The following is a 26,083-nucleotide window of genomic DNA, read 5'->3' as shown; positions in this document are numbered from 1 at the left end:
CGTAAACCGGGCTCTCTGTTGGAGCTAAATCAATACAATTATTTAGAATCCCACTGTATAAGTTGTCATGGCAGTGGTTGTTGAAATTGCTTGATAAGCTTCCTGGCGATAAATTGCGTTAATACCTAAACGTTGATTTTTCTCAACATCATAGTAAGCCCCAATTGAGGCCGTGGATCGAGTATTCACTGGGTTTGGGTTTAAGGCCATAGAAGTTAACCCAATGATGCCGGCTGAATTAATTGAGCCATTATTCGTGCTAACGCCCGTCTCAATACCTGCACTTGCAAATAAGGTGGTCTTTGGAATCCCCTTATACAAAGCTCCAATGCCAAACAATGCAGTTGAGGCGCTGGTATTGAGCGTACTGTAAGTAAGTGGGGCGCTGACATTGGAGGATGCGCCCTCTGTATAGCCTGCCAAATTATTGTGCGTGAAACGCATGCCAACATAAGGAGAAACAATTAGATCGCTCATGAGGCCAAACCCATATTTCGCCATTATTTGTGCGCCTTGGCTATTTAAAGTTGAGGAGCCTGATCCGGGCTCAGTATTGCTAACCACTTGACGAGTAAGCGTAGTGTTCTTTTGACCATAAGCAGTAGAGGCTTTTAGCTCTGCGCCAGTCCCATCTAGATTCTCATTCCATACACCGAAAAGCCCAATCAACGGCGTGTTGTTCCCAAGATTAATGCCTGTGCTTGCGTTATTTACCGATAAGTTTTGATCGGCATAACCACCAATTCTGACATGAGGTGCAGCGCGATAAGCGGCAATGAGTAAAGCGCTAGTATTATTTAATCCATCGCTAGCTTGTACTGCTGTATTACGCCCACCAGCAGATACGCAAACATTATTCGCGCCAAAGACCGGGCAATCGTAAGTAAAACTATTGGCCAATACTGTATTTTGCAGAGTAAAAATAGGTGCAAGCGCATTGGCCAAATTAACTACTGATGCTTGATTATCGGCAAGCGTGGAAGGCAAAATATTGTAGTAAACATTGTTGGCATCATAAGAAACCGATGAAGCGAGATTAGAATAATTGGTCAAGTTAGATGTAAGGGTCCAAATATTAAAAGCACCAGTTACGCCACCTGTCGCAGTAATGATTGCGTATTTACCGGGTACATAATGTCCAGGTGCCACATTTAAGCTCAAGCCACCACCCAATGCTGCAGTCCCAGCCACATTCAACCGCTGATTACTAGTTGAGGCAAAATTCATTGAAAGATTCCCTGTCGAGGATTGGACATAGGAGCCTCCCAATACAACACCCCCATTTGCACCAGTAATATTAAAAATACCGTTATTGATTACCGCGCTGGAGGTTGCAATACTTCCAACCCCGGTTAAATACAGTGCGGCGCCAGGATTAATGGTGGTAGTTCCCGTGTAGGTATTTTGGCCCAATAGCTCTAGCGAACCAGAGCCATCTACTGTGAGATTAGCACTACCTGAAATCACGCCGGAGAGAGTAGCTAAGCCCAAAGAGGTAAAGGTGGTATCACTTCCTAACCAAGCAGGAAGATTAGTGCTAAAGCCGTCTGGCATATAAAAATTACAATTGACCGGAGCACACTGAAATTGAATGGATGGCGTTGTTTGACCAGAGACACCGCTTACCGCATTAGTCCACGAGTACCCAACAAATCCATTGGTAGCATCGTAGAGGTAATTAAATCCATTAAGGAAAAGTCTGCCGGTATTAACAAAAACACCAGTATCGGCCGCCACCTCAATAGTCGTAGGCGCAATTTGAGGCGTTCCGATATTTCCCCCAACCGTAAATGAATAGTAATTTTGACTTCCTGACTGACCACCAAGATTAACGGTAATGACGGTACCAGGATTTGGTGCAGCCCCGACAACTAAACCACTTCCAGCGGCCGGGGAAATAATCATTTCACCAACGCCGCTATCCGTAAGAACATGACCTACCCCGGAAACAGTACTAGAGCCACCTGGGATTGGGGTACTTGTGGTGACAAGGGCAGCAGCCCTTCCCCATAGCGTAGCATCGGTCTGGGCTGGCTGCGCACCCAACTTCACATAAGCAAAATTGGAAGTATTGCTTGAAGTTAGACCTAGATTTACCCCGCTTGGGGTAATAACATAACCTTGGACATAGTTATTGGTAGTGACTGCGTGACCACTGATTGTCACAATATTGGTAAAAGGGTTTGCGGCAGAAGCTGCTATTGCACTCCCCATAAACCCATTGCCGGCGGCAAAGCCAATTCCAGCATAGTGAATATCAGTGATATTTACGCCTACAGGCGTAGTATTAACCCCCCCTGGGCAATAGGTAGCCTGATATTTATAACAGGTAGCGCCCGTTACAACCAGTACATCTACCACGGACGTAGCAACAACAGACCCTGCAGCTCCATTTATATTGACTGTAGTTTGATATACATTACCGTTATATTGAAGCCCGCTACTACTGTACTGGGTAGCGCCTGATCCAATCAATCTATCGTTTGCACCGGGGGTGTAGAGAGTCGATGAAATGGCTATCCCCGTAGATCCAGTATCCATCCCAAAAGACATTGCAGAACCTCCGCCAACCTGCAGCGAAAGTGTTGGAGTTGATCCAGGGGTCAACGGAGTCGTATTGGTAAACGGAATCAATGCAGATTCCGTGTTGCCATACAAATTCCAATTAGTAAGGCCTTGCGCCCCGACGGTGCTGGCAAATAGTAGAAATAAGAAAGTCGCTAGTAGTTTTTGAGGTCTAAGAAAAATAAACGCAGCAACCAGGGGGTTAGGTAGCATTTAAGCGCAACTCTCGTATTGATTGAATTAATTTATTAAAGCGGGCCTTCTCTTGGTCATCTATTGTCTTGTTATCAGGTTGTGACTGAAGCAAATATTCCGCATCTTCCATCTCGCGAATGAAGTTAATGGCAGCTTGGGCTTTTTGCTTCTCCGTCCCAGGCACCAGTTCGTAAATATTTAAATATAAGGATCCCAAGCTTCTGTTTTGCAATTCGGGTGTTAATGGAAATTTGCTCTTAAATAATCTATCGAGAGAGTCTTTTGCATCGCCGACTGTTTTAGCTCGACGTAAGGCGTATTCCATATTATCGAGACGATTTTCAATCTCAAATTTATAAGAGATCAATTGAGCGTGGTTCTTTTGCTCAACTTCGTATTTGTGTTGAATTTGCTGAATTACTGCCGCTCCACCAGTAATCACTACTGACGATAGAAACCACATACCCACTGAGCTATTGAGCAACGCCATAATCTGCGCACCCATCTTGGACTTCTCAAGCTTAACCCCTGAAACTACTTGATCTAAAGTTTTGGAAATTGAAGTGTCAGTTGTTTCTAGCGTCTTCTTGAATTCATGCCGATAGATTTCTTCCGCTTCAATGAGTTTTTTCTTGTCATCAGCAATCATTTAAACACCCTATTGAAGAGAGTAATTATAAGAGGACTAAGAATGTTCAAATGGGAATATTAGCCAGTAAAACTATGCCATTCTTATTTAGGGGCTGAGTAATTGATCTATATCAAATGCGCAATATCTCATTAAATAAAGCCTCGACAGACTCCAATACTTAATCCCACTCGACTGACTGAAAGTGGCCGAAGCGGACTGACCAAGGCAAGCAAATGGATGTAATCACCCTTAATTAAGCAAACCAAGCATTGCAGCTTCATCAATCACTGGCACACCTAGCTCTTCAGCCTTTGTGAGCTTACTTCCAGCATCCGCACCAGCAACAACATAGTCTGTTTTCTTAGAGACGGATCCCGCTACTTTGGCACCAGCTTTTTCCAGGAGATCCTTAGCTTCGTCTCTAGTCATTGTTGGAAATGTACCAGTCAGGACAAATGTCTTACCTGCAACTGCTTCACTAATAACTTTTGCTTCTACAGCGAGCTGCATTCCTGAGGCTAGTAACTGCTCAATGACTTCTCGGTTATGCGCTTCTTGCATAAAGCTCGTGATGGAATCCGCAACAACGGGGCCTACATCTTTAACGGTCAGCAGATCTTCAAGATTTGCATCCATTAAGGCATGCATGGACTGGTAATGATTAGCTAGATCCTTGGCAGTAGTCTCGCCTACGTGACGAATACCTAAAGCAAAGATAAATCTGGCTAAGGTGGTGTTTCTGGATTGATTGATTGCCTGAATGAGGTTATCAGCAGACTTCTCACCCATACGCTCTAGGTTGGCTAGCGCTGTGAATCCTAGTCTGTAAAGATCTGCGGGGGTTCTGACTAGATTGTGGTCGACCAATTGATCAACAATCTTCTCTCCCAAACCCTCAATATCCAGCGCTCTTCTGTGGGCAAAGTGAATTAAAGCCTGCTTGCGCTGCGCGCCACAGAATAATCCGCCACTACAACGTGCCACCGCCTCATCTGCCAAACGCTCGATATGTGAATCGCATACAGGGCAGCGGGTTGGCATTTGAAACTCATGGGTGTTTGCGGGGCGACGATCCTTGATAACTAAAACCACTTCTGGAATCACATCCCCCGCTCTTCGCACTGAAACGGTATCGCCAATCCGCACATCTTTACGTTTCACTTCGTCTTCGTTGTGTAGCGTGGCGTTGGTAACTGTGACACCGCCCACCTCTACAGGAGCGAGCCTTGCTACGGGCGTAATTGCACCTGTGCGTCCTACTTGGACGTCAATACCTAATACGGTTGTCAGGGCTTCTTGTGCTGGGTACTTATGAGCTAAGGCAAATCTGGGAGCTCTTGAAACAAATCCTAACTTAGCTTGCTCGGCAAAAGAATTAACTTTGTAGACCACGCCATCAATGTCATAGGGCAATGAATCCCTCTTGGCCCCTACATCGTTATAGAATGCCAAGATCTCCTCTACAGAATGCAATACCTTACGCTCCGAGCAAACCGGTAGACCCAATTCAGCATAAGCATTGAGTAATTCTGCATGGGTTTTAGGCAACCAAGACTGAGGCTCTAGAGCACCTAAGCCATAGGCAAAGAAAGAGAGTGGCCTCTTCGCAGTAATCTTAGAGTCCAATTGACGAAGACTACCTGCTGCTGCATTGCGAGGGTTAGCGAATTCTTTCTCACCCAACTCTGCCGCTTGTCGATTCATTTTCTCGAAGTCTTTGAGATACATAAAGACTTCACCGCGCACCTCTAGGACCTGCGGAATATTTTTTCCAGTGAGCTTGAGAGGAATAGCACGGATCGTTTTAATGTTGGCAGTGACATCTTCGCCGCTAGCGCCATCACCACGAGTGGCAGCAGTTACGAGCAAGCCATTTTCATAGCGAAGTGAGATTGCCAAGCCATCAAACTTCAATTCACCTGCATAGGTCACATGATCAGCATGAAGAGTCTCACGACAACGACGATCAAAGGCAATCAGCTCACTATCTTCAAATGCATTATTTAATGAAAGCATTGGCACTGCATGAGTAACAGAATCAAACTCTTTTAATGCTGCTCCACCTACCCGCTGAGACAAGGATTCTGGGGTAATCCACTCGGGATGAGCAGTCTCAATATCAATTAACTCTCTATAGAGGCGGTCGTATTCAATATCCGGAAGAAGCGGATTATCTAAAACATAATAGGCATGCTCTAGACGAGCAAGCTCTACTTGTAAGAATGCGTAATGCTCCGCTAAATTTGTCGGACTGGTGAACGACAAAGTGATTTCCTAGCTAAATAGTCTGCTAGCTGTAGAAGATCCAGCAGGAACGCCAGATTTCTCAAGATTGGCATAGAGAACATCGAGATGCTGACGAATGCTAATGACCGCAGCCTCACTCAAGTTGATACCATTGTCATCCACCAAGCGCCCATGAGCAGCTTGTGCAATCTCCACACCTTCAGAGAGCATTCGCTCAAATGCACGCTCTTCTTGCGGGACCAAGGGAACTTCAAGCAATAAGGTCACCTGAGTTACCGATTTATTTGGATCAAAATCAGTGCTACTAAAAAGTACTACGCCTTTGCTGAGATATTCATATTGGCGGCCATTACGAGATAACTTAAAGCCACGTTGACGCATGAGCGCATCAAAGTTACCCCATGGACATGGTTCATCAAACAGAACATTGATACTCAACTGAATATCGCTCTCAGCAGCCATGACATCTAATTCATTCGCACTTTCCAACATTGTGCTCACGCTAGGCATATCGATTTGGGAGCCCAAAGTTTCAGCAAGCGCTTGGGTGCGAGAGCAAAAATCAGATAGCTCTAGAACGCCGATAGCACCTTTGCGGCTTGCTAGCTGAATGGCTAGCTGTAAATCAGAATACTTAGAGTCAGGATGGAGTACTTCCCAGTCCTCAGCAACATCTAGATTGGCATTTAAGCCCTCACACATCCAGCGTGCAGTCGATTGCGCCTCAAGATCCGTCCAGGCATTAATTTCTTCTAGAATTTCTGAGCCGCTAATAGCCTCATCAAAGCGCAGTGTGATGACACAATCAATCCGTGGATCAATCGTAAACTTTTCTGGGGCAGAAATGGTTGTGATCACTTCGCCGAAACTAGGCTCAGTGCGCCCTGCATCGCCATCGGCAAAACCTTGACCAAAACTCGGCTCTTTTCCAAAGCGATCATCTACAGAATATTCACTGAGCTCTTTTGCCTTACGACGAGCACGAGCATACTTAATATTCAGAACCGCGACTGCTATCAGAATTAATAGCCCAATAACAGCCAATGCTAATTGCAAATCAGACAAACCCAACATCGTCATGATTTGTTCTATGTACACTTAGGCGGCCTCCACCATTGAAACAGCAGAAGAGATGTCTACCGCAACAATGCGGGATACGCCCTGCTCTTGCATCGTGACACCAATCAATTGATGTGCGATTTCCATAGTGATCTTGTTATGTGAGATAAACAAAAACTGTGTCTTATCTGACATTTTGGCTACTAGCTGTGCATAACGCAAGGTATTTGCATCATCTAATGGAGCGTCCACCTCATCGAGCAAGCAGAATGGGGCTGGATTTAAGAGGAAGAGCGAGAATACCAAGGCAATCGCAGTCAAGGCTTTTTCACCACCAGAGAGGAGGTAAATGGAACTGTTTTTCTTGCCAGGAGGCTGGGCCATTACCTGTACGCCAGAATCCAAAATCTCTTCACCAGTCATTACCAATTCAGCATGACCACCACCGAATAACTCAGGGAAGAGCTTACCGAAGTGGGTATTGACCTGGTCAAAGGTGCCCTGCAATAGATCACGTGTTTCAGCATCGATTTTGGCGATCGCATCTGTCAGAGTCTGCATTGCTTCATTCAAGTCGGCAGACTGCGCATCCAAGAACTGCTTGCGTTCACGAGAGCTTGATAACTCATCCAAAGCAGCCATATTGACTGGGCCTAAAGACTGAATTTCAGTATTCAAGCGATTAACTTCGCTCTGCAAGGCGCCAACTTTTAAGTCAGCACTGAAATTTGCTTCAAGTGCAGTAAGGTCAGCCTCTGCATCAGATAGCAATGTGGCAAATTGCTCAAAGTTCAAACGAGCAGCCTGCTCACGCAATTGCAAGTCCACCACTTTGTCACGCATTGGCTGTAGGCTGCGCTCAACCTGCATACGAGACTCATCGGCTTCACGCAGTTGATGCAATAAAGCATCCTGCTCAGTACGCGCATTTGCCAAAGCTGCTTCACGTGCACTGCGGGCTAGTAATAGACCTTGTAATTTATCTTGCGCCTCTTCGTCGCTCAAAGTTTCTAGTTCATGAGCAGCGGCATCATGCTTATCCTGAATTTCCATGATCTGAGTACGGGCGGTACTTTGGTCACGTTGCAAATCAGTAATGCGCTGTTGCAATGAACGCGTTGCAAAGGCCGCCTCTTGAGCAGCCATTTCAGCAGAACGGAGAGACTCACGCAAACGATCGCGCTCATCAGTGGAGTGCTCTAATTTTTCTTGTGCTACCTGCAAAGCTTCTTGCAAGCCTTCTTTAGATTCTTCGGATTCAAGCAACTCAGCAGCAGACTGCTCTTGGGTCTGACTCAATTGCTCCATCTGTTGGCGCAACTCGCTTAACTCACTCTGAATCTGTGCTGCACGTTGACTGTATTGCTCTTCAGCTTGAGTTAATTGCATTCTTTCCACTTCAAAGCCGTGCGATTCTTGAACAGCATGTTCTGCATTCTCACGAGCATGTTCTGCTGCTTGGTGAGCTGCTTGATAGTTAGCAACACATTGATCCAACTCACCCTTGAGCTCACTTTGCATCAGTTGTTGTGCGCGCAATTGCTTCTCGAGACTTTCCATCTCTTGAGCACGCGCCAACATACCGGCTTGCTCAGAATCGGCTGCGTAAAGTTGTACGCCAACACGACTCACTAAATGACCTTGCTGGGTAACGAATGTGCCACCAGCCGGTAATTTTTCACGGCGATGCAAAGCATCCTCAAGGCTGCTAGCAATATAGATATTGTCTAACCACTCTTGCAATACAGATGTGAGTCTTGGAGCGCCCGCACTTTGCACGCGACTCAATAATAGTGTGAAGTCCGCAGGAGCAGAGGTATGCGCTGGCGTGATTTCTTCTGTAAGCAAAATTGCTAAACGGCTTGGGGGCGCATCATTAGCCAGGGCCAATGTTTCTTGCACACTCTTTGCAGTCACAGCAGCCAAACGCTCACGCAGTACGGATTCCAGCGCAGTTTCCCAGCCACTCTCTACTTTAAGTTCTTGCCAGAGGCGCTTGCTTTCTTTAAGGCCCTTGCTTTCAAGCCAAGGCCCAATCTTCCCTTGAGCTTGCACGCTTGCCTGCAAGGCAGTCAATGCCGTCAACTTGGCTTCAGTTTGAGCAAGATCTTGATTGGCCATTTGAATCTGTTGTTGCGCAGTATTACGGGCTTCATCAGCAGCCGGAACGCGTTGTTGGGTTTCAACAGCGCGCTGCTTAGCCTCCTCCACTTTGCGGGCGGCCATGACCTGACGATCTATTGCTGTTTGTAAAGCTTCAGCATCAGGACGGCGTAAGCCATCGAATTCACCAACAAGGCGAGTTTCGCGCCCCTTCAATTCATCTGATTGAGCTGACATTGAACGAAGACGTTCACCCAAACTGGCTAAACGTTGCTCAATAGATGCAACTGAATCACGTGCGCTATTGAGTTCGCGTGAGGCATTTTGATAAGCCTCTTCACGACTTGGCATTTGCTCTTGCAAACCATTTAAATCGGCTAAGAGTGTTTGTTCTTTTTCAGCAGCTAAAGACAACTCATGCTCAGTTGTACGCTGCGCTTGTGCTGCATCTGTTTCTTGCACGGTCCAGCGCTGTAACTGCGCTTGTAGATCCTGAGTTTGCTGCTGCAAACGTTGACGCGCCTCTTGCACATAAAGAATCTGTGCCTCAACCTGACTCACATCAGAATTGGTTTGATATAAATCACCTTGCGCTTGAGAAACTTTATCTTGTAATGCGTACTGTTGTGTACGCATAGTTTCTAGTTCAGCCTCGACATGGCGTAGCTTAGCTGTCTGTTCTTCCAGGCCAACTTGCGTATCGCGAATACCGTTAGCATGACGCTCTTGCTCTTTACCCGCCTCGGTCTGGCGCACAAACCAAAGCAGTTGTTGCTGGGACTTCATCTGTGTAGAAAGCTCAGCATGACGCTCAGCAACAGTGGCTTGTTTTTCTAAGCGTGTTAACTGTTGATCGAGTTCACGCAAGATATCTTCAACGCGCGTTAAATTTTCTACCGTGTCTTCTAAACGTGAGGCGGTTTCTTTGCGACGCTCTTTATATTTTGAAACACCAGCGGCCTCTTCCAAAAACACACGCAACTCTTCTGGCTTTGCTTCCAAAATGCGGTTGATCGTACCTTGACCAATAATGGCGTAACCTCTTGGACCCATACCGGTGCCCAAGAAAATATCTTGAATATCTTTACGACGTACTACTTGGTTATTCACGTAGTAACTTGAATTTCCATCGCGAGTTAAAACGCGTTTAATACCCAATTCTGTAAAAGCACTCCACTGGCCTTGAGCGCGCCCTTCAGTGTTATCAAAAATGAGTTCAACACTAGCGCGCCCAGATGGCTTACGCAAACCAGAACCATTAAAAATAACGTCCTGCATCGATTCGCCACGCAACTCACTGGCGCGGGACTCTCCCAAAACCCAGCGGACGGCGTCAATAATGTTCGACTTTCCGCAACCGTTAGGACCCACGACACCAATGAGTTGGCCAGGCATTTCAAAATGGGTTGGGTCTACGAAAGACTTAAAGCCGGAAAGTTTGATGGATTTCAGTTGCACGGCGTACTTTGCAGGGAAAAAAGGGGTTCAAATAAAGGGGTAAAAATTAAAGCTAAAGTGGGAAGATGATAGCAAGCTCTTGCCTGCTTGGACGCGTTTTTGCCCCATCTATATAATGATAAATCTACCTCCCGGGACAAAATCCCTTAACAATCTGATAGTTAACTAAAAAGCATGAGCCAATCACCACAAAACATCATTGAACAAGCCTGGGAAAACCGCGCAAACCTCTCCCCAGATAGCGCCCCGGGGGATGTCCGTAATGCCGTAAATGCCGTTTTAGAAGGCCTCAATGCCGGCACTATCCGTGTGGCTGAGCGACGTGACGTCGGTAAATGGGAGGTAAATCAGTGGGTTAAGAAGGCTGTTTTGCTCTCATTCCGCCTAGAAGACAATCAACCTATGAGTGCTGGTGGCTTTACCCAGTTCTACGATAAGGTTCCCAGCAAGTTTGAAAACTACACTGCCGCCGACTTTGCTGCCGGTGGATTCCGCGTGGTTCCCCCTGCCATGGCCCGCCGCGGCTCATTTATTGGCAAAAACGCTGTTTTAATGCCTTCTTACGTCAATATTGGCGCTTATGTAGGCGAAGGCACGATGGTCGATACCTGGGCAACCGTAGGTTCTTGCGCCCAAATTGGCAAAAATGTTCACCTTTCTGGCGGCGTTGGTATTGGCGGTGTTTTGGAGCCAATCCAAGCTGGCCCAGTGATTATTGAAGATAACTGCTTTATTGGCGCTCGCTCTGAGGTGGTTGAAGGCGTTGTGATTGAAGAAAACGCTGTTTTATCCATGGGTGTCTATATTGGCCAAAGCACCAAGATTTATGACCGCGAAACTGGCGAAGTCCACTACGGCCGCGTTCCAGCTGGCTCAGTAGTTGTTCCAGGCTCACTTCCCTCCGCTTGCGGCAAATACAGCTTGTATGCCGCAATCATCGTCAAGAAGGTTGATGCTCAAACAAGAGCAAAGACAGCTATTAACGAATTACTCCGCGACTAAGTTAAATCCATGAGCGCCACACTTGAGCTCACCGAAGCTCTCATCGCCTGCCATTCCGTAACTCCGGCCGATGGTGGCTGCCAAGACTTAATTGCTAAACGCCTCCAAGCGATTGGCTTTCATACTGAAAGCGTGGTGAGTGGTCCTGAAAACTTCCAGGTAACCAACTTGTGGGCCATTAAAAAAGGTAAGTCTGGTGATCAAGGCAAGGTATTAGTATTTGCTGGGCATACCGACGTGGTGCCCACCGGCCCATTGGAGAAGTGGACAAATAATCCTTTTACCCCAACCATTCGTGACGGCATGCTCTATGGCCGTGGTGCAGCGGATATGAAAACATCCCTCGCAGGCTTTGTGGTCGCTACAGAAGAATTTGTCACTACACACCCAGATCATCAGGGCACTATTGCGTTCTTAATTACAAGCGATGAAGAGGGTCCTGCTAACGATGGCACAGTCATTATGTGCGATCGCTTGCAAAAACAAGGTCAGCGTTTGGATTACTGCGTTATTGGTGAGCCTACTTCAGTGGATAAGCTTGGCGACATGATTAAGAATGGTCGCCGTGGATCCCTTTCGGGCAAACTTAAAGTGAAGGGTATTCAGGCGCATATCGCCTACCCTCACCTCGGCAAAAATCCAATTCATCTGTCGGCACCAGCGATTTCTGCATTAGTAGAAACCGAGTGGGACAAAGGTAATCAATACTTCCAACCCACCAGCTTTCAGATCTCCAACGTGCATGCTGGCACCGGTGCTAATAACGTGATTCCTGGTGAGTTGGTGATCGACTTTAATTTCCGCTTCTCTACTGAGAGTAAGCCAGAGCAATTGCGTGAGCGTCTAGAAAAGATTCTGAAAGATGCGGGTCTTGAATTTGAGATTGACTGGGTATTGGGCGGTAGCCCGTTCATCACTGGTGATGGTGACCTGGCTGGAGCATTACGCAAGTCTATCAAAGCAGAAGTGAATATTGATACAGAACTCTCTACTACTGGTGGGACTAGTGACGGCCGCTTTATCGCCAAGATTTGCAAAGAGGTAGTGGAGTTTGGCCCCCTCAATGCGACTAGTCACAAGATCGATGAGTGCGTTATTGTTGATGATGTGGTGCCACTCAAAAATATCTATCGCAAGACACTCGAACAATTAATCGCTTGATCGATTAATTGCGCACCTGCCTTTTCTTCTAAAGAACCCCTCCATCATGGATCCTGAGTCTCAGCAACACGTCACAGTAAACCAGTGCGTTAATCAGATCGCACAAATGCTCGAAGCAGCAAACTTACATTATGGCCACGGGGCAATTGATGCCCAAAGTGAAGCCTTGTGGATTGTGAGCAAGCAGCTCAATCTCAGTCCAGCAGAAGCTTTAGATCATCTAGATGATTCAATCTCTGATGAGCAACAGCAAAAAGCATCCGCTATTGCCGATATCAGAATCTCGACACGCAAACCACTTGCCTACATCTTAGGTGAAGCATGGCTCATGGGTGTGCCTTTTTTCTGCAGCGAGCAAAGTATTGTGCCGCGTTCCTGGATTGCAGAGCTTATCGTAAATGGCTCACTAGAGACCTGGCTGCCAGCTGATGGCAAGGCGCTTGATCTTTGTACTGGCAACGGTTCGCTGGCAATCCTCTTAGCTCTGTCATGCCCGGATATTCATGTAAGTGCATGCGATATCAGCATGCCCGCACTCTCTGTGGCTGCCCGTAACTTAGATCGTCACGGTCTCAGCTCTCAAGTAGAGCTATTAGATGGCGATCTGTGGGATGCCCTACCAGAGCCTAATGAAGATAACCTCTTTGATCTCATTATTTGTAACCCACCATATGTAAACGCCGCTTCGATGAATGCGCTTCCTACTGAATATCACGCGGAACCAGAATTGGCTTTAGCTGGTGGAGAGGATGGGATGGACATCATCAGGCGAATTATTGCTTCAGCACCCGATTACCTATCTGAGCGCGGCGCTATTTTGCTCGAGATTGGTAATGAGTATGAGCATTTCAAAAAAGCTTTCCCACAAATTCCAGCAATCTGGATGGAAGTCTCCGCAGGAGAAGAGCAAGTCTTATTAATTCAAGCGGAAGACTTACGCTAGGGAATTAACTCAGCTCAGCAGCCGCAGCAATGGCTTGATCAATTCGCTCGACTGGAATTACTTTCAATCCCGGAATCTTGGTCTTGGGCATATTTGCTTTTGGAATAATGGCAACAGTGAAGCCTAATTTAGCAGCTTCTTTCAAGCGCTCTTGACCACGAGGACAAGGACGAATCTCACCAGCCAAACCTACTTCACCAAAGACAATCAACTCTTTTGGCAATGCGCGATTGCGAATCGAAGACTGAATCGCCAGAAGAACGGCTAAGTCAGCGGCCGGCTCAGAAATCTTGACGCCACCTACCGCATTTAAGAAAACATCTTGATCAAAACAAGCGACGCCAGCATGACGATGCAGTACCGCCAAGAGCATCGCTAAACGAGCTTGCTCCAAGCCAACCGCTAAACGACGGGGATTAGGCACATGCGCCGTATCTACTAAAGCCTGAATCTCTACCAGCAAAGGTCTACTACCCTCTTGGGTCACCAATACACAAGCGCCCGGAACCATTTGCTCATGTTGTGACAGAAAAATTGCTGATGGATTAGTTACACCGCGCAGACCTTTTTCAGTCATTGCAAATACGCCCAGCTCATTGACTGCGCCAAAACGATTCTTAATTGAACGCACTAAGCGAAAAGAGGAATGTGTATCACCCTCAAAATACAAAACGGTATCGACAATGTGCTCTAAGACCCTAGGACCAGCAAGATGACCATCCTTGGTAACGTGCCCGACCATCAGCACACAGATACCACTTGATTTAGCGGCCCTAGTGAGCTGCGCCGCACACTCACGAACCTGCGCAACAGAGCCAGGAGCTGAACTTAACACCTCTGAATACAAAGTCTGAATCGAATCCACTACCAATACTTGCGGCTTCACGGTATCCATAATCGAAATCAGTTTTTCCAGCTGAATCTCCGCCAACACTTCAAGCTGAGGTGCATCTAAAGCAATACGCTTTGCACGCAGAGCAATCTGCGCAGCGGATTCTTCGCCGCTGCTATAGAGCACATTCATGCCCGCAGAACTCATCTCTGCTAATGCCTGGAGTAGCAAGGTAGATTTACCAATACCAGGATCGCCACCCAAAAGTACCACGCCACCAGGAACCAAGCCACCACCTAGAACGCGATCAAACTCTTCAACGCCTGTGCTAAATCTCGGTAGGTCTTCAGCACTAATAGCGGATAACTTTTGTCTTGGAAGAGATTGCGCCAAGCCCTGGAAGCGAGAATTAGATGTTGTTTCTGGCAGACCCTCTTCCAAAGTATTCCAAGCCTGGCAAGATGGGCACTGGCCCTGCCACTTAGCAGAGGTACCACCACAAGACTGACAGATATAAACCGATTTGACTTTAGCCAAGAGTTGCCTAATGAAATATAAAAATAATTAAATCGAAATTAATCGAGCTGAGTGCCCGCTTTATTTTCTTGTGCGCGCTTAGGGGCATCCTTACGTCGTTGCTCTAGATCAGCCGCTCTGGCTGCAGCATCTTTTTGCTTTTGCTCAAACTCACGTTGATTGGCTGCTCTTTCAGCCGCTTTTTCAGGCGAGGCCCTCTCAGCAGCACGCTTAGCGTCTTCTTGAGTCTTTAAACTATCACGAAGCTTACGTTGCACTTCATGCAAAGCCACCTCTTGCTCACGAATCGGATCGATTTCCTTGCGATAGTCTGCGCGAGCACTTCTCAAGCAAGAGTTAACCCAGTAATTCTGGTAGCACTCAGAGGATGCTTTGCCCCAGCGATATTTAGCCCAGTCACGCTGCACCTCAAGCTCTTGCTCAATCTTATTCAACTGATCGAGGTCAGCCTCTTCTGCAGGAGTGGCCAATACAACACCGTTCAGTGCAGAAGCCAATAAAAATATTGAAATCAATATTTTTGATTGGAGCAAAAGACTCTTTCTCAAATCTCGACCTTCGCACCCATCTCAACCAAACGGTTTGCAGGAATTTTGAAGAAGTCTGACTGGCGACCGGCATTCTGATACATCCAGCAAAATAATCTTTCACGCCACATAGCCATACCCGGTATCTCAGTAGAAACTATCGTGTCACGCGATAAGAAGAATGAGGTATTCATCAAATCAAAATTCAATCCAGAACTCTTCTCGATTAATTCAATGATTTGACCCATGTCTGGAGTTTCATTGAAACCATAAACCGCACGAACAACATAAATGCCATTACCAAGATCGCGCAAGGTAATACGCTCACTGTCTTTTACGTACGGCACATCCCAAATACTGACCTTTAAGAAAAATACTCTCTCATGGAGTACATGGTTATGTTTTAGGTTATGCAGGAAAGAAACTGGTACGTAATCCACGTGCGCCGTCAAGAAAACAGCAGTGCCCTCTACACGATGCGGAGGATGTTTCATCAAAGCCTCAATAAAACTCTTCAGTTCAATACCATTATTCATTGCGTTGTGACGCAAAATCTTGCGACCTTGATACCAAGTCATCAGCAATAAGAAGCATGCGGCACCGAGTAGCAGCGGGAACCAGCCGCCTTCCATAATTTTTAAGAGATTAGCAGTTAAGAAAGCTAAATCCACGACCAAAAAAGCACTAATAACTAAAGTTACCAATAGAGTATTCCAACGCCACACAACACGCATCACAATAGCGGCCAAGAAGGTGGTTACGATCATCGTAGTTGTAACAGCGATACCGTATGCAGCCGCCAAATTTTCAGATTTCTTAAATGCTAAAACCACGGCGATCACTAGAATCAACAAAGCCCAGTTCACCAAGGGCATATAGATCTGACCAATTTCTCTATCAGAGGTGTGACGCACTTTCATACGTGGGACAAAGCCCAAAAGGATTGCTTGGCTGGTCATTGAGAACGCACCAGAAATCACCGCTTGCGAAGCAATCACAGTTGCAGCAGTGGCCAATATCACCAAAGGAAATACCAGGAATTCGGGAACCATCAAAAAGAATGGGTTGGTAATCGTCTCTGGGTTGTTCAAAAACATGGCGCCCTGACCAAAGTAATTCAGGAGCAAGCAAGGCATAACAATGAAGAACCAACCCATACGAATAGGCTTGAGTCCAAAGTGACCCATGTCGGCATATAAAGCTTCAGCACCAGTCAATACCAGGAAGACCGCTCCCAAAACAATAAAGCCTTGCAATGAATGTTCGATCAAGAATCGAATAGCAAAAAGAGGATTAATGGCAGCAAAAATAGCTGGGTTTTGAATAACCTGATGCACCCCCATCAATCCGATAGCAATAAACCAGACCATCATGATCGGGCCAAAAAGTTTGCCAACTAAATCGGTTCCGGTCTTCTGAATAAAAAACAGGACGACTAGAATAAAAATAGTGATCGGTATGACATAACGCGTTAAATCACTGGATATCACCTCAAGACCTTCAACAGCAGAAAGCACAGAAATTGCTGGGGTAATGATGGCATCACCATAAAACATACAGGCCCCAAAGACGCCAGCCATGATGATTACCAAGGAACGCTTTGAGCCAGTCTTTACAGTTCTCAATGCCAAAGCCATAAGCGCCAAAATACCGCCCTCGCCATGATTGTTTGCACGCATCACGAATAAAACATACTTCAGCGAGACCACAATCGCAAAAGCCCAAAATACCATCGAGATCACGCCATACACAGCATCTGCAGAAAACGGAATGCCATGCTCGGGACTAAAACATTCTTTTAACGCATATAAGGGGCTTGTACCAATGTCGCCGAAGACAACGCCGATAGCCGCGAACATAAGGGAGATCGAGGCACCTTTTTTGTGAGGATGATCCTCTCGAGAAATCTCTACAGGCCGCAATAAGGATGATTCTGAAAACTCAGGATTGCTAACTGACATTATTAAACCTTGGCGTGATGTTGCGTGGCAATATGTTACTCCTTGCCGGCAGCGATTAAAACGAGAATTTCTTCGATAAAACGCCTTATTTATGCGTTATTTACAGGAATATCTCGACAGGGACCCCCAAAAAATGGTAGAATTTCAGCTTCAGACGCGGGGTGGAGCAGTCTGGCAGCTCGTCGGGCTCATAACCCGAAGGTCGTAGGTTCAAATCCTGCCCCCGCAACCAAAATTTACGTACTAAGCCCTTAATCTTTAAGGGCTTTTTGCTTTTCTGGGCATAAAAAAACCCGATTACTCGAGCTTTTTAGCTATTTCAGGGTGGCTTTAGTTCAAAACCTTGTAACCGCGACCACTCAAACACCTCTTCACAACAGCCTCTTGAGCTTGGTTTCCACTAAACGCACCACCTGCGCCACCAATTACGGCGCCAGCTCCAGCAGCCTGCGCAATTCCTGATCCGTTGCCGCCAGTAACCAATCCCAGCAGACCACCGACTACCGCGCCAGCACCAGCTCCTTTGGCGGCTGTAGAACCCATTCCTGATTGTTGTTGAGCATAATTTTGACAGTCTTTTAAATCGCTCTCATAAGTAGCCTCATTGACGCCCTTCATATCTACGAGGGGGCGAACATTCGCACCAGCGCATCCAAATGTCACAGCAACCACCAGAGAACATAGGACAAGTAACTTATTCATCAGCAGAATCCTCTTACTCAATTTGACATCGATCGATGCCATATCCGTTTTATATCATGCCGCAAAAACTGTGTCGAAGATTTTGAATTACTTTTAAATAGCCAAGTCTGGGCACCTGTTTTCGGGGTTTGATGAAAAGGAATCCCCAAGCCTTGATAGCGTGCCGTGACATCTGGATGTGGATGCCCATAACGATTGCGATAGCCATTTTGTGCAAAAGCCTGATGAGGCTCCAATCTTTGAAGGAGCGCCAAGGAAGAGGAGGTTTTGCTGCCATGATGTGGTGCCATAAAAATTAATTCTCTATCGCCAATTTCATGCAACATTTTTTCATCTAAGCGCTCGGTAATTTCTGCTTCACCTTGCTTTTCAACATCGCCTGTTAACCAAAGCGAGCTTTGTTGATTGCGTACCTCAAGCACACAACTCATTTCGTTAGGCTTCCCAGGATATTGATCAGTAAATACTGTCTCTTCATGAGGGTGCCAGATGACAAACTCGACACCGTCCCATTTCCAGCTCTGACCGAAGCGACAGGGAAGGGCTGGAATCTTTCTTTTATATAAATTTTGAAGTAGTGGATTAGCGCTGGGTAAAGATCCCATCATCAAATCAAATTGAATACTCTTCAGAAGTGTTGCAGCCCCACCAATATGATCACTATCGCTATGACTAATTACCATCAGATCAATGTGATTAATTCCCTTGCCACGTAAATAGGGGAGAATCACTCTCTGACCTGCATCATCTTTCTTGCCTTGAATAGGCCCTGTGTCGTATAACAATTTTCTATTAGCGGTTTCGATGAGAACTGCTGTGCCCTGACCAATATCAAAAACGCTAGCCCTAAACTCTCCTTGAGCGCGAGAGGCATCTCCAAATAATTGGCTTGGCCAAAAAAATAAGGGGCCAGATAAACAGACGCCAAGCAATCGACCTTTCCACGTTTCACCAATCGGACCAGGTCGAATTGCATACACAATTCCGCATCCAGCAATCACCAGCATCCACCACTCAGGCTGCTTTGACCAAGCCACAGACCAACTCCAGCTCGCCATCCACTCCAAGATGACTGCAAGATATTCCATGGATGCATGCGCCGGCAATAAGAGCCAGCGGCCGATAAATTCCGGAAGTAAGGCGCCGGCAATTGCCAGCGGAGTCACGATATAACTTACCAGCGGAATAGCAAACGCATTTGCCAATGGTGAAACAATTGAAATTTGGTAAAACCAATACAAAGTCAATGGCAGCAGCGCCAGTGTGACAACGGCTTGGACACGACATGCCTCACGAAGGGCTTGCCCGATGCGATACATCCAATGCGTTTCTAATTCTTTACCCGTAGGGATGCCCAATAAACCAGACGAATCCCCCATGGCATAGAGTATGGCAGCCACTGCACCGAAAGATAACCAAAAGCCTGGTGTGTAGGGCGCCATAGGATCAATGAGCAACACGAATGCCAGGGCCCACCACCAGATATCAAAAGAACGTGGATTTCGGCCAGTCCATAACGCAAATGCCACCACCCCAACCATATACATCGTTCTTTGCGCTGGAATCTGAAAGCCCGCCAACCACGCATAGATAAACGCAGTTACAAATCCCGCTACTGCCGCTACCTTGCTGACTGGAGCAATCAGAGGCCAAGTGCGTCTACGCCATATAAATGCAGCACATGAAGCACCAACACCCGCCAACATAGTTACATGAAGCCCAGATATAGAGATGAGATGCCCAATGCCCGTTGCATTAAATACTTGCCAGTCATCTTGATCGATGGCGTTCTGATCACCCATTACCAAAGCAATCAAAACACCGACATACCTTGCATCATCCGGCAGCATAGACTGAATCTTTTTTCGCAGATGCCATCTAGCAAGCTCCATACGTAACTCAAGCTCTGTCCAAAAGATATCTTTATCCAGCAATAACTCCCCAGACCTTACTGATCCACTAGCTCCAAAGTCTTGATGAAAAGACCAACGCTCAAAATCAAAGGTATGTTGATTTAAGGAACCATAAGGACGCTTTAGCTTTGCCATGATCTTCCAGCGCTGCCCAGGAATTACCTCTGGAATTGCTTGAGGATTTCTCCAGGCAGGCTGCCAACTCAAATAGATTCTCTCTGGAAAGTGATTCAGGGCTTCTTTTCCAGAGAAGGCCTCATCGACCTCAAAGGCAAACTTGGCACCCGATGAATTACTTTGCGGCAATGCTACAACTCTTCCCTTGAGCGTTAACTCTTTGCCCTCCAACTCTGTGGCGAGAACATTCTTTAAGCGATTTTCAGCATACAAAGCATTCCATGCAAACCCCACTACAAATAGCAGGCCAATCACTGCAAATTTCTTAAGAAGAGATCCTTGATTAGAAAGCAGGATTGTCAGCAAACAAACTACGCTAAAAGTAATGCAGGAAATGAGCCAATATTCTGGCAATTGCGGCAAAAGCAAAAGGAGTAATCCCCCGGCGATGAATGCCGTAATAGCTAATCGCAAGTAATTAAGAGGCTAAGTTGAGACTTGAGAGCTGAGGAATACCTGCGCAGAGGGCAGACCAGCGTGGCAACACTTGCATTGCATTAGCCCATACCGCCGAAGTAAATTCAGCGTCACTTACACCCCTAACTAAGGCGAGTTCTTTTGCAATCCGCGGCAGAAAGGCGGGCTCATTAAAAGCAGTGCCCTCCCCCCTAAGCCATGCCGGCGGGATGTCGGGAGAATCTGTTTCAGTCACAATACTGTCAAGCGGCAACTCTTTTAAAAGTCTGCGGATTTGTAAAGCGCGCTCATACGTCGCGGCTCCTCCAAATCCCAATTTAAATCCGAGTTCAATAAATTGCTCGGCCTGCTGAAAGCTGCCATTAAAAGCATGCGCTATTCCGCCAGGGATATTGCGGCGACGTAAAGCCTTCAGAATCGTATCCTGAGAGCGACGCACATGCAGAATTACGGGCAATTGATATTTCTGAGCCAAATCCAATTGCGCATTGAAAAAGAACTCCTGCTTATGAGGGTCTAAATCCTCTACAAAATAATCCAAACCAATTTCACCGACACCCACAAAGCGAGGATCAGATAGGGATTCGACAATTCTTTTCTCAAGTGTTTCAATGTCGCCCTCTTGGGCTTGATTGGTATAGAGCGGGTGTATTCCTAGGGTATAAACCAAACCTGGGATTTCTTGACTATATTGATGGGCTAACTCTCTAACATGAGTACAGTCAGCCACCTTCACAGCAGGCAACAGTATTGCTGCAACGTTTTTTTCAGTAGCCGCCTGAATAATTGTCGGCAATGAATCCGCAAACTCAGGGGCATCTAGATGGCAATGGGTATCGATCCACATGGGATGTCCACTCACACTGAGAATGGCTTTAATACTCCACGCTCTAAATGCAAGATCCGATCACAACGCTTGGCGCGCACCGGGTCATGCGTCACAATCACAAAGGCTGTGCCTTGATCTCGAGCGATGTTCAACATCAAATCAAATACGCCGTCTGCAGTCTCGGTATCGAGATTGCCTGTTGGCTCATCCGCCAGAACGCAAGCGGGGTTACCAACCAAGGCACGAGCTACCGCCACACGTTGACGTTCTCCTCCAGATAATTCACCTGGAGTGTGGAGTTCACGTGCAGCCAAGCCAACCGCTTTAAGCATCTTGCTAGCGCGATCCATTGACTCATCATTACTAAGGCCACGAATACGCAAAGGCAAAGCCACATTCTCTGCAGCACTGAATTCATCTAAGAGATGATGGAATTGATAAATAAACCCAAGACTATGGTTACGCAGCTGATCTAACTTCTTCACTGATAAGTTATTTAAGTTAGAACCAGCCAACATGACGGAGCCAGCGCTTGGAGTATCTAAACCACCCAATAAGTGAAGCAAGGTGCTCTTGCCAGAACCTGAAGAACCGACAATAGCCACCTTCTCCGATGTAGAAATATCCAAATCAATCGCTTTTAATACCTCTACGCCAGTGGGTCCTTGACCATAGGTCTTAGCTAAGCCCCTGGCCTTCAGCACTAAGGTATTTAAATCACTCATAGCTGAATTACTCATAACGCAGGGCCTCCGCAGGCTGGACCTTGGCAGCACGACGACTTGGGTAAAGGGTCGCTAATACAGAAAGACCAAATGCCATTAACCCCACTGTCAGCACATCACTTGCCCTAACATCAGAAGGTAATTCGCTAATGAAATACACCTCACGCGGCAAGAACTGCACATGGAAAATGGCCTCAATGACCGGCACGATGACATCAATATTCAGCGCAATCAACAGACCTAATGCAACACCAACCAAAGAGCCTAAAAGACCAATCGCCAATCCCTGAATTAAGAATATTCTTTGAATGAGTCCAGGGCTTGCACCCATAGTTCTCAGAATGGCAATGTCAGCTTGCTTCTCGTTCACCGTCATGACTAAGGTGGACACCAAATTAAATGCGGCTACGGCAATAATTAAAGTCAGAATGATGAACATCATCTTTCTTTCAGTCTGAACTGCTGCAAACCAATTTCGGTTAGATCTTGACCAATCAGTGACCCAAAGCGCCTGAGGAACAATCGCTGCTAACTCATTAGCGACTTCTGGGGCCCGCTGCATATCATCCACCTTGACGCGCAGACCAGATGGATCATGTAGGCGTAACAAGGCAGCAGCATCCTTCCAATGCATGATGGCTAGAGAGCTATCGTATTCATAATGACCGCTATCAACAATGCCGACTACCTGCAAAGTACGCATCCGCGGCATAGCACCTGCTGGAGTTAAATCACTTTCAGGAACAATTAAATTAATACGATCGCCGACATGTGCACCAACTATGGCTGCAAGTTGTGCGCCCAGAGCAACACCAAAACTACCGGGCTTTAGATCATCAATATTGCCGGTAACAAATTGTTTTGGTAAATCCGAAACCTTACCTTCTTCGCTAGGCAAGATGCCACGAATAGCAACGCCGCGCATTACCCCTTCGCGAGTCAATAAACCTTGCGAACTCACCATGGGTGCCACACCAATAACGTGTGGTTGAGTTGCAACCTTCAGCGCCAGTGGCTCCCAATTTGCCAAACCATCAGGAGCAGTAATTTCCACATGAGATAGCACCGACAACATGCGATCACGTACTTCCTTTTGGAAACCATTCATCACCGAAAGAACCACAATCAGCGCAGCAACCCCTAAAGCGATACCAGCAGTAGAAATCCCAGAGATAAAGGATAGGAAACCATCGCGCTTTCCCACGGTCTTACGACGCTTGGATCGGGTGTATCGCAGGCCAATTTCTAGCTCAATAGGAAGTCTCAACATAGCCACAGTTTAGTGAATCGCGCGGACAAACTGATGGAATACTTAAATGCCACCTAAAATCAGGGGAATGACTGCGAATTTCACCTCCCCCAAGGCCCCGCTACGCCGCTTCACCCTGATGCTTTCAGGGGAAGATGCCTTGGATGAGCTCGAAAGTAGAGATAGCCCCCACAAGGGACTCCCTCATGAGCGCTTTTTGCTCGGAGAATTACTCCCTCTTGCACCAGTCTTACTGCTCGGTCAATTCAATCAAACAGTCAACCCAAACGAAGTCATTGCCTGCTTACAGCCCGTTCATCTGCATGCCACCCGAGATCACCTCATTTTGATGGGTCAAAACCAGATTGATCTGACCCCGGAAGAGTCAGCCGAGCTTCTGCAAGCAGCGCTACCTTTTATTGAAGAAGATTTTCAGGGTTCCGTACTTTTTCATAACCAGCATTATTGGTTTGTTCCTGCCGGCCCATTTTCTAGCCTAGCAAGTTACAGCGTGGATCAAGCTCATGGCCGAAATATTGATTGGTGGATGCCGCGTGATACTCAAGAAGAAGGCATCGCGAAACGATGGCGCAAACTGCAAAATGAAATCCAAATGCTTTGGCATATCGGCCCCGTCAATGAAGAGCGCGGACAACGTGGCATGCCCAGCATCAACTCAATCTGGATTAGCGGTATCGGTAAGCTCAATGATGTTCAAGCGCCTGTACTATTAAAACAATCGCAGCGCCTCATCGGCTCACACCCTATACTGGCTGGTCTATCAAGGCTATTAAACCTTCCACACGAAATCGTTGTAGATGAGAAATCTTTGGTTGGTTCATTTGCCTGGCTTGATCAACCGGAAACTGATTGGCCACTGTTAAGCGCAGCACTGCATAGCAAGCAATTAGATGAGGTTGTCATCATTGACTTTCCCAAGGGTAAAGTTCGTGAACGTATTTTCACCGCTACAGATCTCAATAAAAGATCTTGGGCCTTCTGGAAAAAAGCAGAGCCTCTGACTTGGAAGGAAATTAGTCAGTCATGAGTTACGCATGAATTTCATATGAGCTTATTTTCACAACGTCCTTTCTCAGAACGCACTGCTACCTGGTTAGCGCAGAGTGGCTTACACCCACTACTGGCTAGACTCTATGCCGCTCGAGGCCTGCAATCTCCAGAAGAACTCTCGCTCGATTTAAAACAACTGATTTCACCAGTTGAACTAAAGAATTGCATCAGTACCGCCTCTTTACTCGCTGATATCCTTGAGAAAAAAGAGCCTATGCTGATCGTCGCAGACTATGACTGTGATGGCGCAACCGCTTGTGCTGTTGGCCTGCGGGGCCTACGCATGCTCGGCGGACCTGACACCCCAATTCAGTTTCTGGTTCCGAACCGCTTTACAATGGGGTATGGCCTCACGCCTGAGGTTGTTGAGTTAGCAGCACAGCAAACGCCTAAACCGAAATACCTGATCACTGTCGATAACGGCATTGCTAGTGAGGCTGGCGTTGATCGTGCTCGTGAATTAGGTATGGAAGTGATTGTGACCGACCATCATCTACCTGGAGATAACTTACCGAAGGCGCTGGCAATTGTTAATCCCAACCAACCAGGTTGCAGCTTTCCAAGCAAAGCTCTTGCTGGTGTTGGCGTGATGTTTTATATGCTGGTGGCATTACGCGCTGAACTTCGCAAGCGCGGAAAATTCACCAATGAAACTCAACCTAAAGTAGAAAACCTCCTCGACCTTGTTGCCTTAGGAACAGTTGCTGACGTAGCACAACTCGATCGCAACAATCGAGTATTAGTTTCTAATGGCTTGAAGCGTATCCGCGCTGGGATATCCCAGCCAGGCGTTCAGGCTCTATTTCAGGCGGCAACACGAGATCCACGTAAAGCGAATACCTTTGACCTAGGCTTTGCCATCGGCCCCAGACTCAATGCTGCTGGGCGTCTAGCGGATATGACTTTAGGCATCCGCTTGCTCCTCACTGACAATATAGATGAGGCTCTTAATCTTGCGCATGAACTCGATCGCATTAATCGCGAACGCCGCGTGATTGAAACGGGGATGCAAGAAACTGCCCTCTCTCATCTTGCAGAAGATCAACTTGATGGCACTATGACTGAGCGCTCTAGCATTTGTTTATGGAATCCCGAATGGCATCAGGGAGTTGTTGGCATTGTGGCTTCACGACTGAAGGAGCGTTTTAATCGCCCAGCGATTGTGTTTGCTCCTGCCGATGGCAGCACCGGTGAAGAATTACGTGGCTCCGGTCGTTCACTGACAGGCTTTCACTTGAGAGATGCCTTAGATCTTGTTTCTAAAAAAGAGTCCGGACTGATTTTGAAGTTTGGCGGTCATGCGATGGCAGCAGGCTTGACGATTCGAAAAAGTGATTTTGAAAAGTTTGATGCGTGCTTTCAGGAGGTAGCAAGTAGCCTATTAACGGATGAGTTACTAGAGCGTCGCCATGCCCACGATGGCACGTTGGAGCTCTCTGAATTTACCCCTGAGATTGGTGATCTACTTGCTGAAGAGATCTGGGGTCAGGGCTTCCCTCAGCCCGTTTTCTATGGGGAATTCGAGATTACCCAGCAAAGCCTCATGAAAGAAAAGCATTTACGACTGATGGTTCGCCCTATTAGCGGCTCTGAACCCAAGCCGACTGGCAAACCACTCACCGCTGTTTGGTTTAACCGCACTCAAAGCCTGCCCGCTAAAGCCAAATTAGCCTATCGCCTTGTCACTGACCGGTATCAGGGTCAAGCCCGAGTACAGATCATGATTGAAGCCTATGATGAGGCGACCAGCACCTAAGGGTCGAAGGCAATAACCCCCTT

The 26,083-nt window shown here is 46.8% G+C and carries 18 protein-coding genes and 1 tRNA gene; 6 read left to right on the top strand and 13 right to left on the bottom strand.

The genetic code is table 11. The features are described 5' to 3' along the window. Positions 1–42: 42 nt before the first annotated feature. The 5 genes from C2755_RS02850 to smc all read right to left on the bottom strand — a co-directional run bounded on the left by C2755_RS02850 (position 43) and on the right by smc (position 10,258). Entirely contained in the window at positions 43–2,778 is a 2,736-nt protein-coding gene (locus C2755_RS02850) for an autotransporter outer membrane beta-barrel domain-containing protein (RefSeq protein ID WP_215321687.1), read from the bottom strand. After that, positions 2,768–3,409, bottom strand: coding sequence for a hypothetical protein (locus C2755_RS02845; protein WP_215321686.1), 642 nt, complete (start codon positions 3,407–3,409; stop codon positions 2,768–2,770). The genes C2755_RS02850 and C2755_RS02845 overlap by 11 nt, the downstream gene beginning before the upstream one ends. 231 nt (positions 3,410–3,640) lie before the next feature. After that, positions 3,641–5,656: an NAD-dependent DNA ligase LigA gene (gene ligA, locus C2755_RS02840; RefSeq protein ID WP_215321685.1), complete on the bottom strand. Its 2,016-nt coding sequence runs from the start codon at positions 5,654–5,656 to the stop codon at positions 3,641–3,643. A gap of 9 nt (positions 5,657–5,665) precedes the next feature. Beyond that, positions 5,666–6,736: a cell division protein ZipA C-terminal FtsZ-binding domain-containing protein gene (locus C2755_RS02835; protein WP_251368522.1), complete on the bottom strand. Its 1,071-nt coding sequence runs from the start codon at positions 6,734–6,736 to the stop codon at positions 5,666–5,668. Beyond that, positions 6,737–10,258, bottom strand: a complete 3,522-nt coding sequence (smc, locus tag C2755_RS02830; protein WP_215321684.1) for a chromosome segregation protein SMC — start codon at positions 10,256–10,258, stop codon at positions 6,737–6,739. Positions 10,259–10,432: 174 nt separating this feature from the next. On the opposite strand from smc, the gene dapD reads away from it, so the two are divergent. From dapD to prmB, 3 genes are read left to right on the top strand one after another with little or no spacing between them, the layout of a single operon-like run. Next, positions 10,433–11,260 carry a 2,3,4,5-tetrahydropyridine-2,6-dicarboxylate N-succinyltransferase gene (gene dapD, locus C2755_RS02825; protein WP_072583047.1) on the top strand — a complete coding sequence of 276 codons (828 nt, stop codon included), beginning with the start codon at positions 10,433–10,435 and terminating at the stop codon, positions 11,258–11,260. A 9-nt stretch (positions 11,261–11,269) separates the two neighbouring features. Beyond that, entirely contained in the window at positions 11,270–12,421 is a 1,152-nt protein-coding gene (gene dapE / locus C2755_RS02820) for a succinyl-diaminopimelate desuccinylase (protein WP_215321683.1), read from the top strand. A 46-nt stretch (positions 12,422–12,467) separates the two neighbouring features. Beyond that, a complete protein-coding gene (prmB, locus tag C2755_RS02815) occupies positions 12,468–13,364 on the top strand; it encodes a 50S ribosomal protein L3 N(5)-glutamine methyltransferase (RefSeq protein ID WP_215321682.1) in 897 nt (298 codons plus the stop codon). 4 nt (positions 13,365–13,368) lie between these two features. Here the strand turns inward: prmB and radA are convergent, their stop codons facing one another. Genes radA through C2755_RS02800 form a run of 3 tightly spaced genes read right to left on the bottom strand, consistent with a single transcriptional unit; the run spans position 13,369 to position 17,221 of the window. Next, positions 13,369–14,733: a DNA repair protein RadA gene (gene radA / locus C2755_RS02810; protein ID WP_215321681.1), complete on the bottom strand. Its 1,365-nt coding sequence runs from the start codon at positions 14,731–14,733 to the stop codon at positions 13,369–13,371. 38 nt (positions 14,734–14,771) lie between these two features. Further along, entirely contained in the window at positions 14,772–15,266 is a 495-nt protein-coding gene (locus C2755_RS02805; protein WP_251368521.1) for a hypothetical protein, read from the bottom strand. Positions 15,267–15,277: 11 nt separating this feature from the next. Next, the gene (locus C2755_RS02800; RefSeq protein WP_215321679.1) at positions 15,278–17,221 is read right to left on the bottom strand and encodes a potassium transporter Kup; all 1,944 of its coding nucleotides are present in this window, start codon (positions 17,219–17,221) and stop codon (positions 15,278–15,280) included. Positions 17,222–17,376: 155 nt separating this feature from the next. Between C2755_RS02800 and C2755_RS02795 the strand changes: the two genes are divergently transcribed. Then, positions 17,377–17,453: transfer RNA gene (locus C2755_RS02795), tRNA-Met, on the top strand. Positions 17,454–17,551: 98 nt separating this feature from the next. Here the strand turns inward: C2755_RS02795 and C2755_RS02790 are convergent. From C2755_RS02790 to C2755_RS02770, 5 genes are read right to left on the bottom strand one after another with little or no spacing between them, the layout of a single operon-like run. Further along, positions 17,552–17,923, bottom strand: coding sequence for a glycine zipper family protein (locus tag C2755_RS02790; RefSeq protein ID WP_215321678.1), 372 nt, complete (start codon positions 17,921–17,923; stop codon positions 17,552–17,554). Between the two features lie 17 nt (positions 17,924–17,940). After that, on the bottom strand, positions 17,941–20,427 hold the full coding sequence (locus C2755_RS02785) for a DNA internalization-related competence protein ComEC/Rec2 (protein ID WP_251368520.1): 2,487 nt from the start codon (positions 20,425–20,427) through the stop codon (positions 17,941–17,943). 4 nt (positions 20,428–20,431) lie between these two features. Beyond that, positions 20,432–21,277, bottom strand: coding sequence for a TatD family hydrolase (locus C2755_RS02780; protein ID WP_215321677.1), 846 nt, complete (start codon positions 21,275–21,277; stop codon positions 20,432–20,434). Positions 21,278–21,288: 11 nt separating this feature from the next. Continuing rightward, entirely contained in the window at positions 21,289–21,999 is a 711-nt protein-coding gene (locus C2755_RS02775) for an ABC transporter ATP-binding protein (RefSeq protein WP_370624637.1), read from the bottom strand. Further along, the gene (locus C2755_RS02770; RefSeq protein WP_215321676.1) at positions 21,992–23,254 is read right to left on the bottom strand and encodes a lipoprotein-releasing ABC transporter permease subunit; all 1,263 of its coding nucleotides are present in this window, start codon (positions 23,252–23,254) and stop codon (positions 21,992–21,994) included. The genes C2755_RS02775 and C2755_RS02770 overlap by 8 nt, the downstream gene beginning before the upstream one ends. Positions 23,255–23,321: 67 nt before the next feature. Here C2755_RS02770 and C2755_RS02765 point away from each other — a divergent pair, with 67 nt between their 5' ends. Next, entirely contained in the window at positions 23,322–24,281 is a 960-nt protein-coding gene (locus C2755_RS02765; RefSeq protein ID WP_251368519.1) for a hypothetical protein, read from the top strand. Between the two features lie 18 nt (positions 24,282–24,299). Beyond that, positions 24,300–26,060, top strand: a complete 1,761-nt coding sequence (recJ, locus tag C2755_RS02760; RefSeq protein WP_215321674.1) for a single-stranded-DNA-specific exonuclease RecJ — start codon at positions 24,300–24,302, stop codon at positions 26,058–26,060. Positions 26,061–26,083: the final 23 nt, after the last annotated feature.

This window comes from Polynucleobacter sp. MWH-S4W17, assembly GCF_018687535.1.
GTDB lineage: Bacteria > Pseudomonadota > Gammaproteobacteria > Burkholderiales > Burkholderiaceae > Polynucleobacter.
Note: the sequence above shows the minus strand (reverse complement) of the source record. Positions and strands in the feature narration are given on the sequence as shown.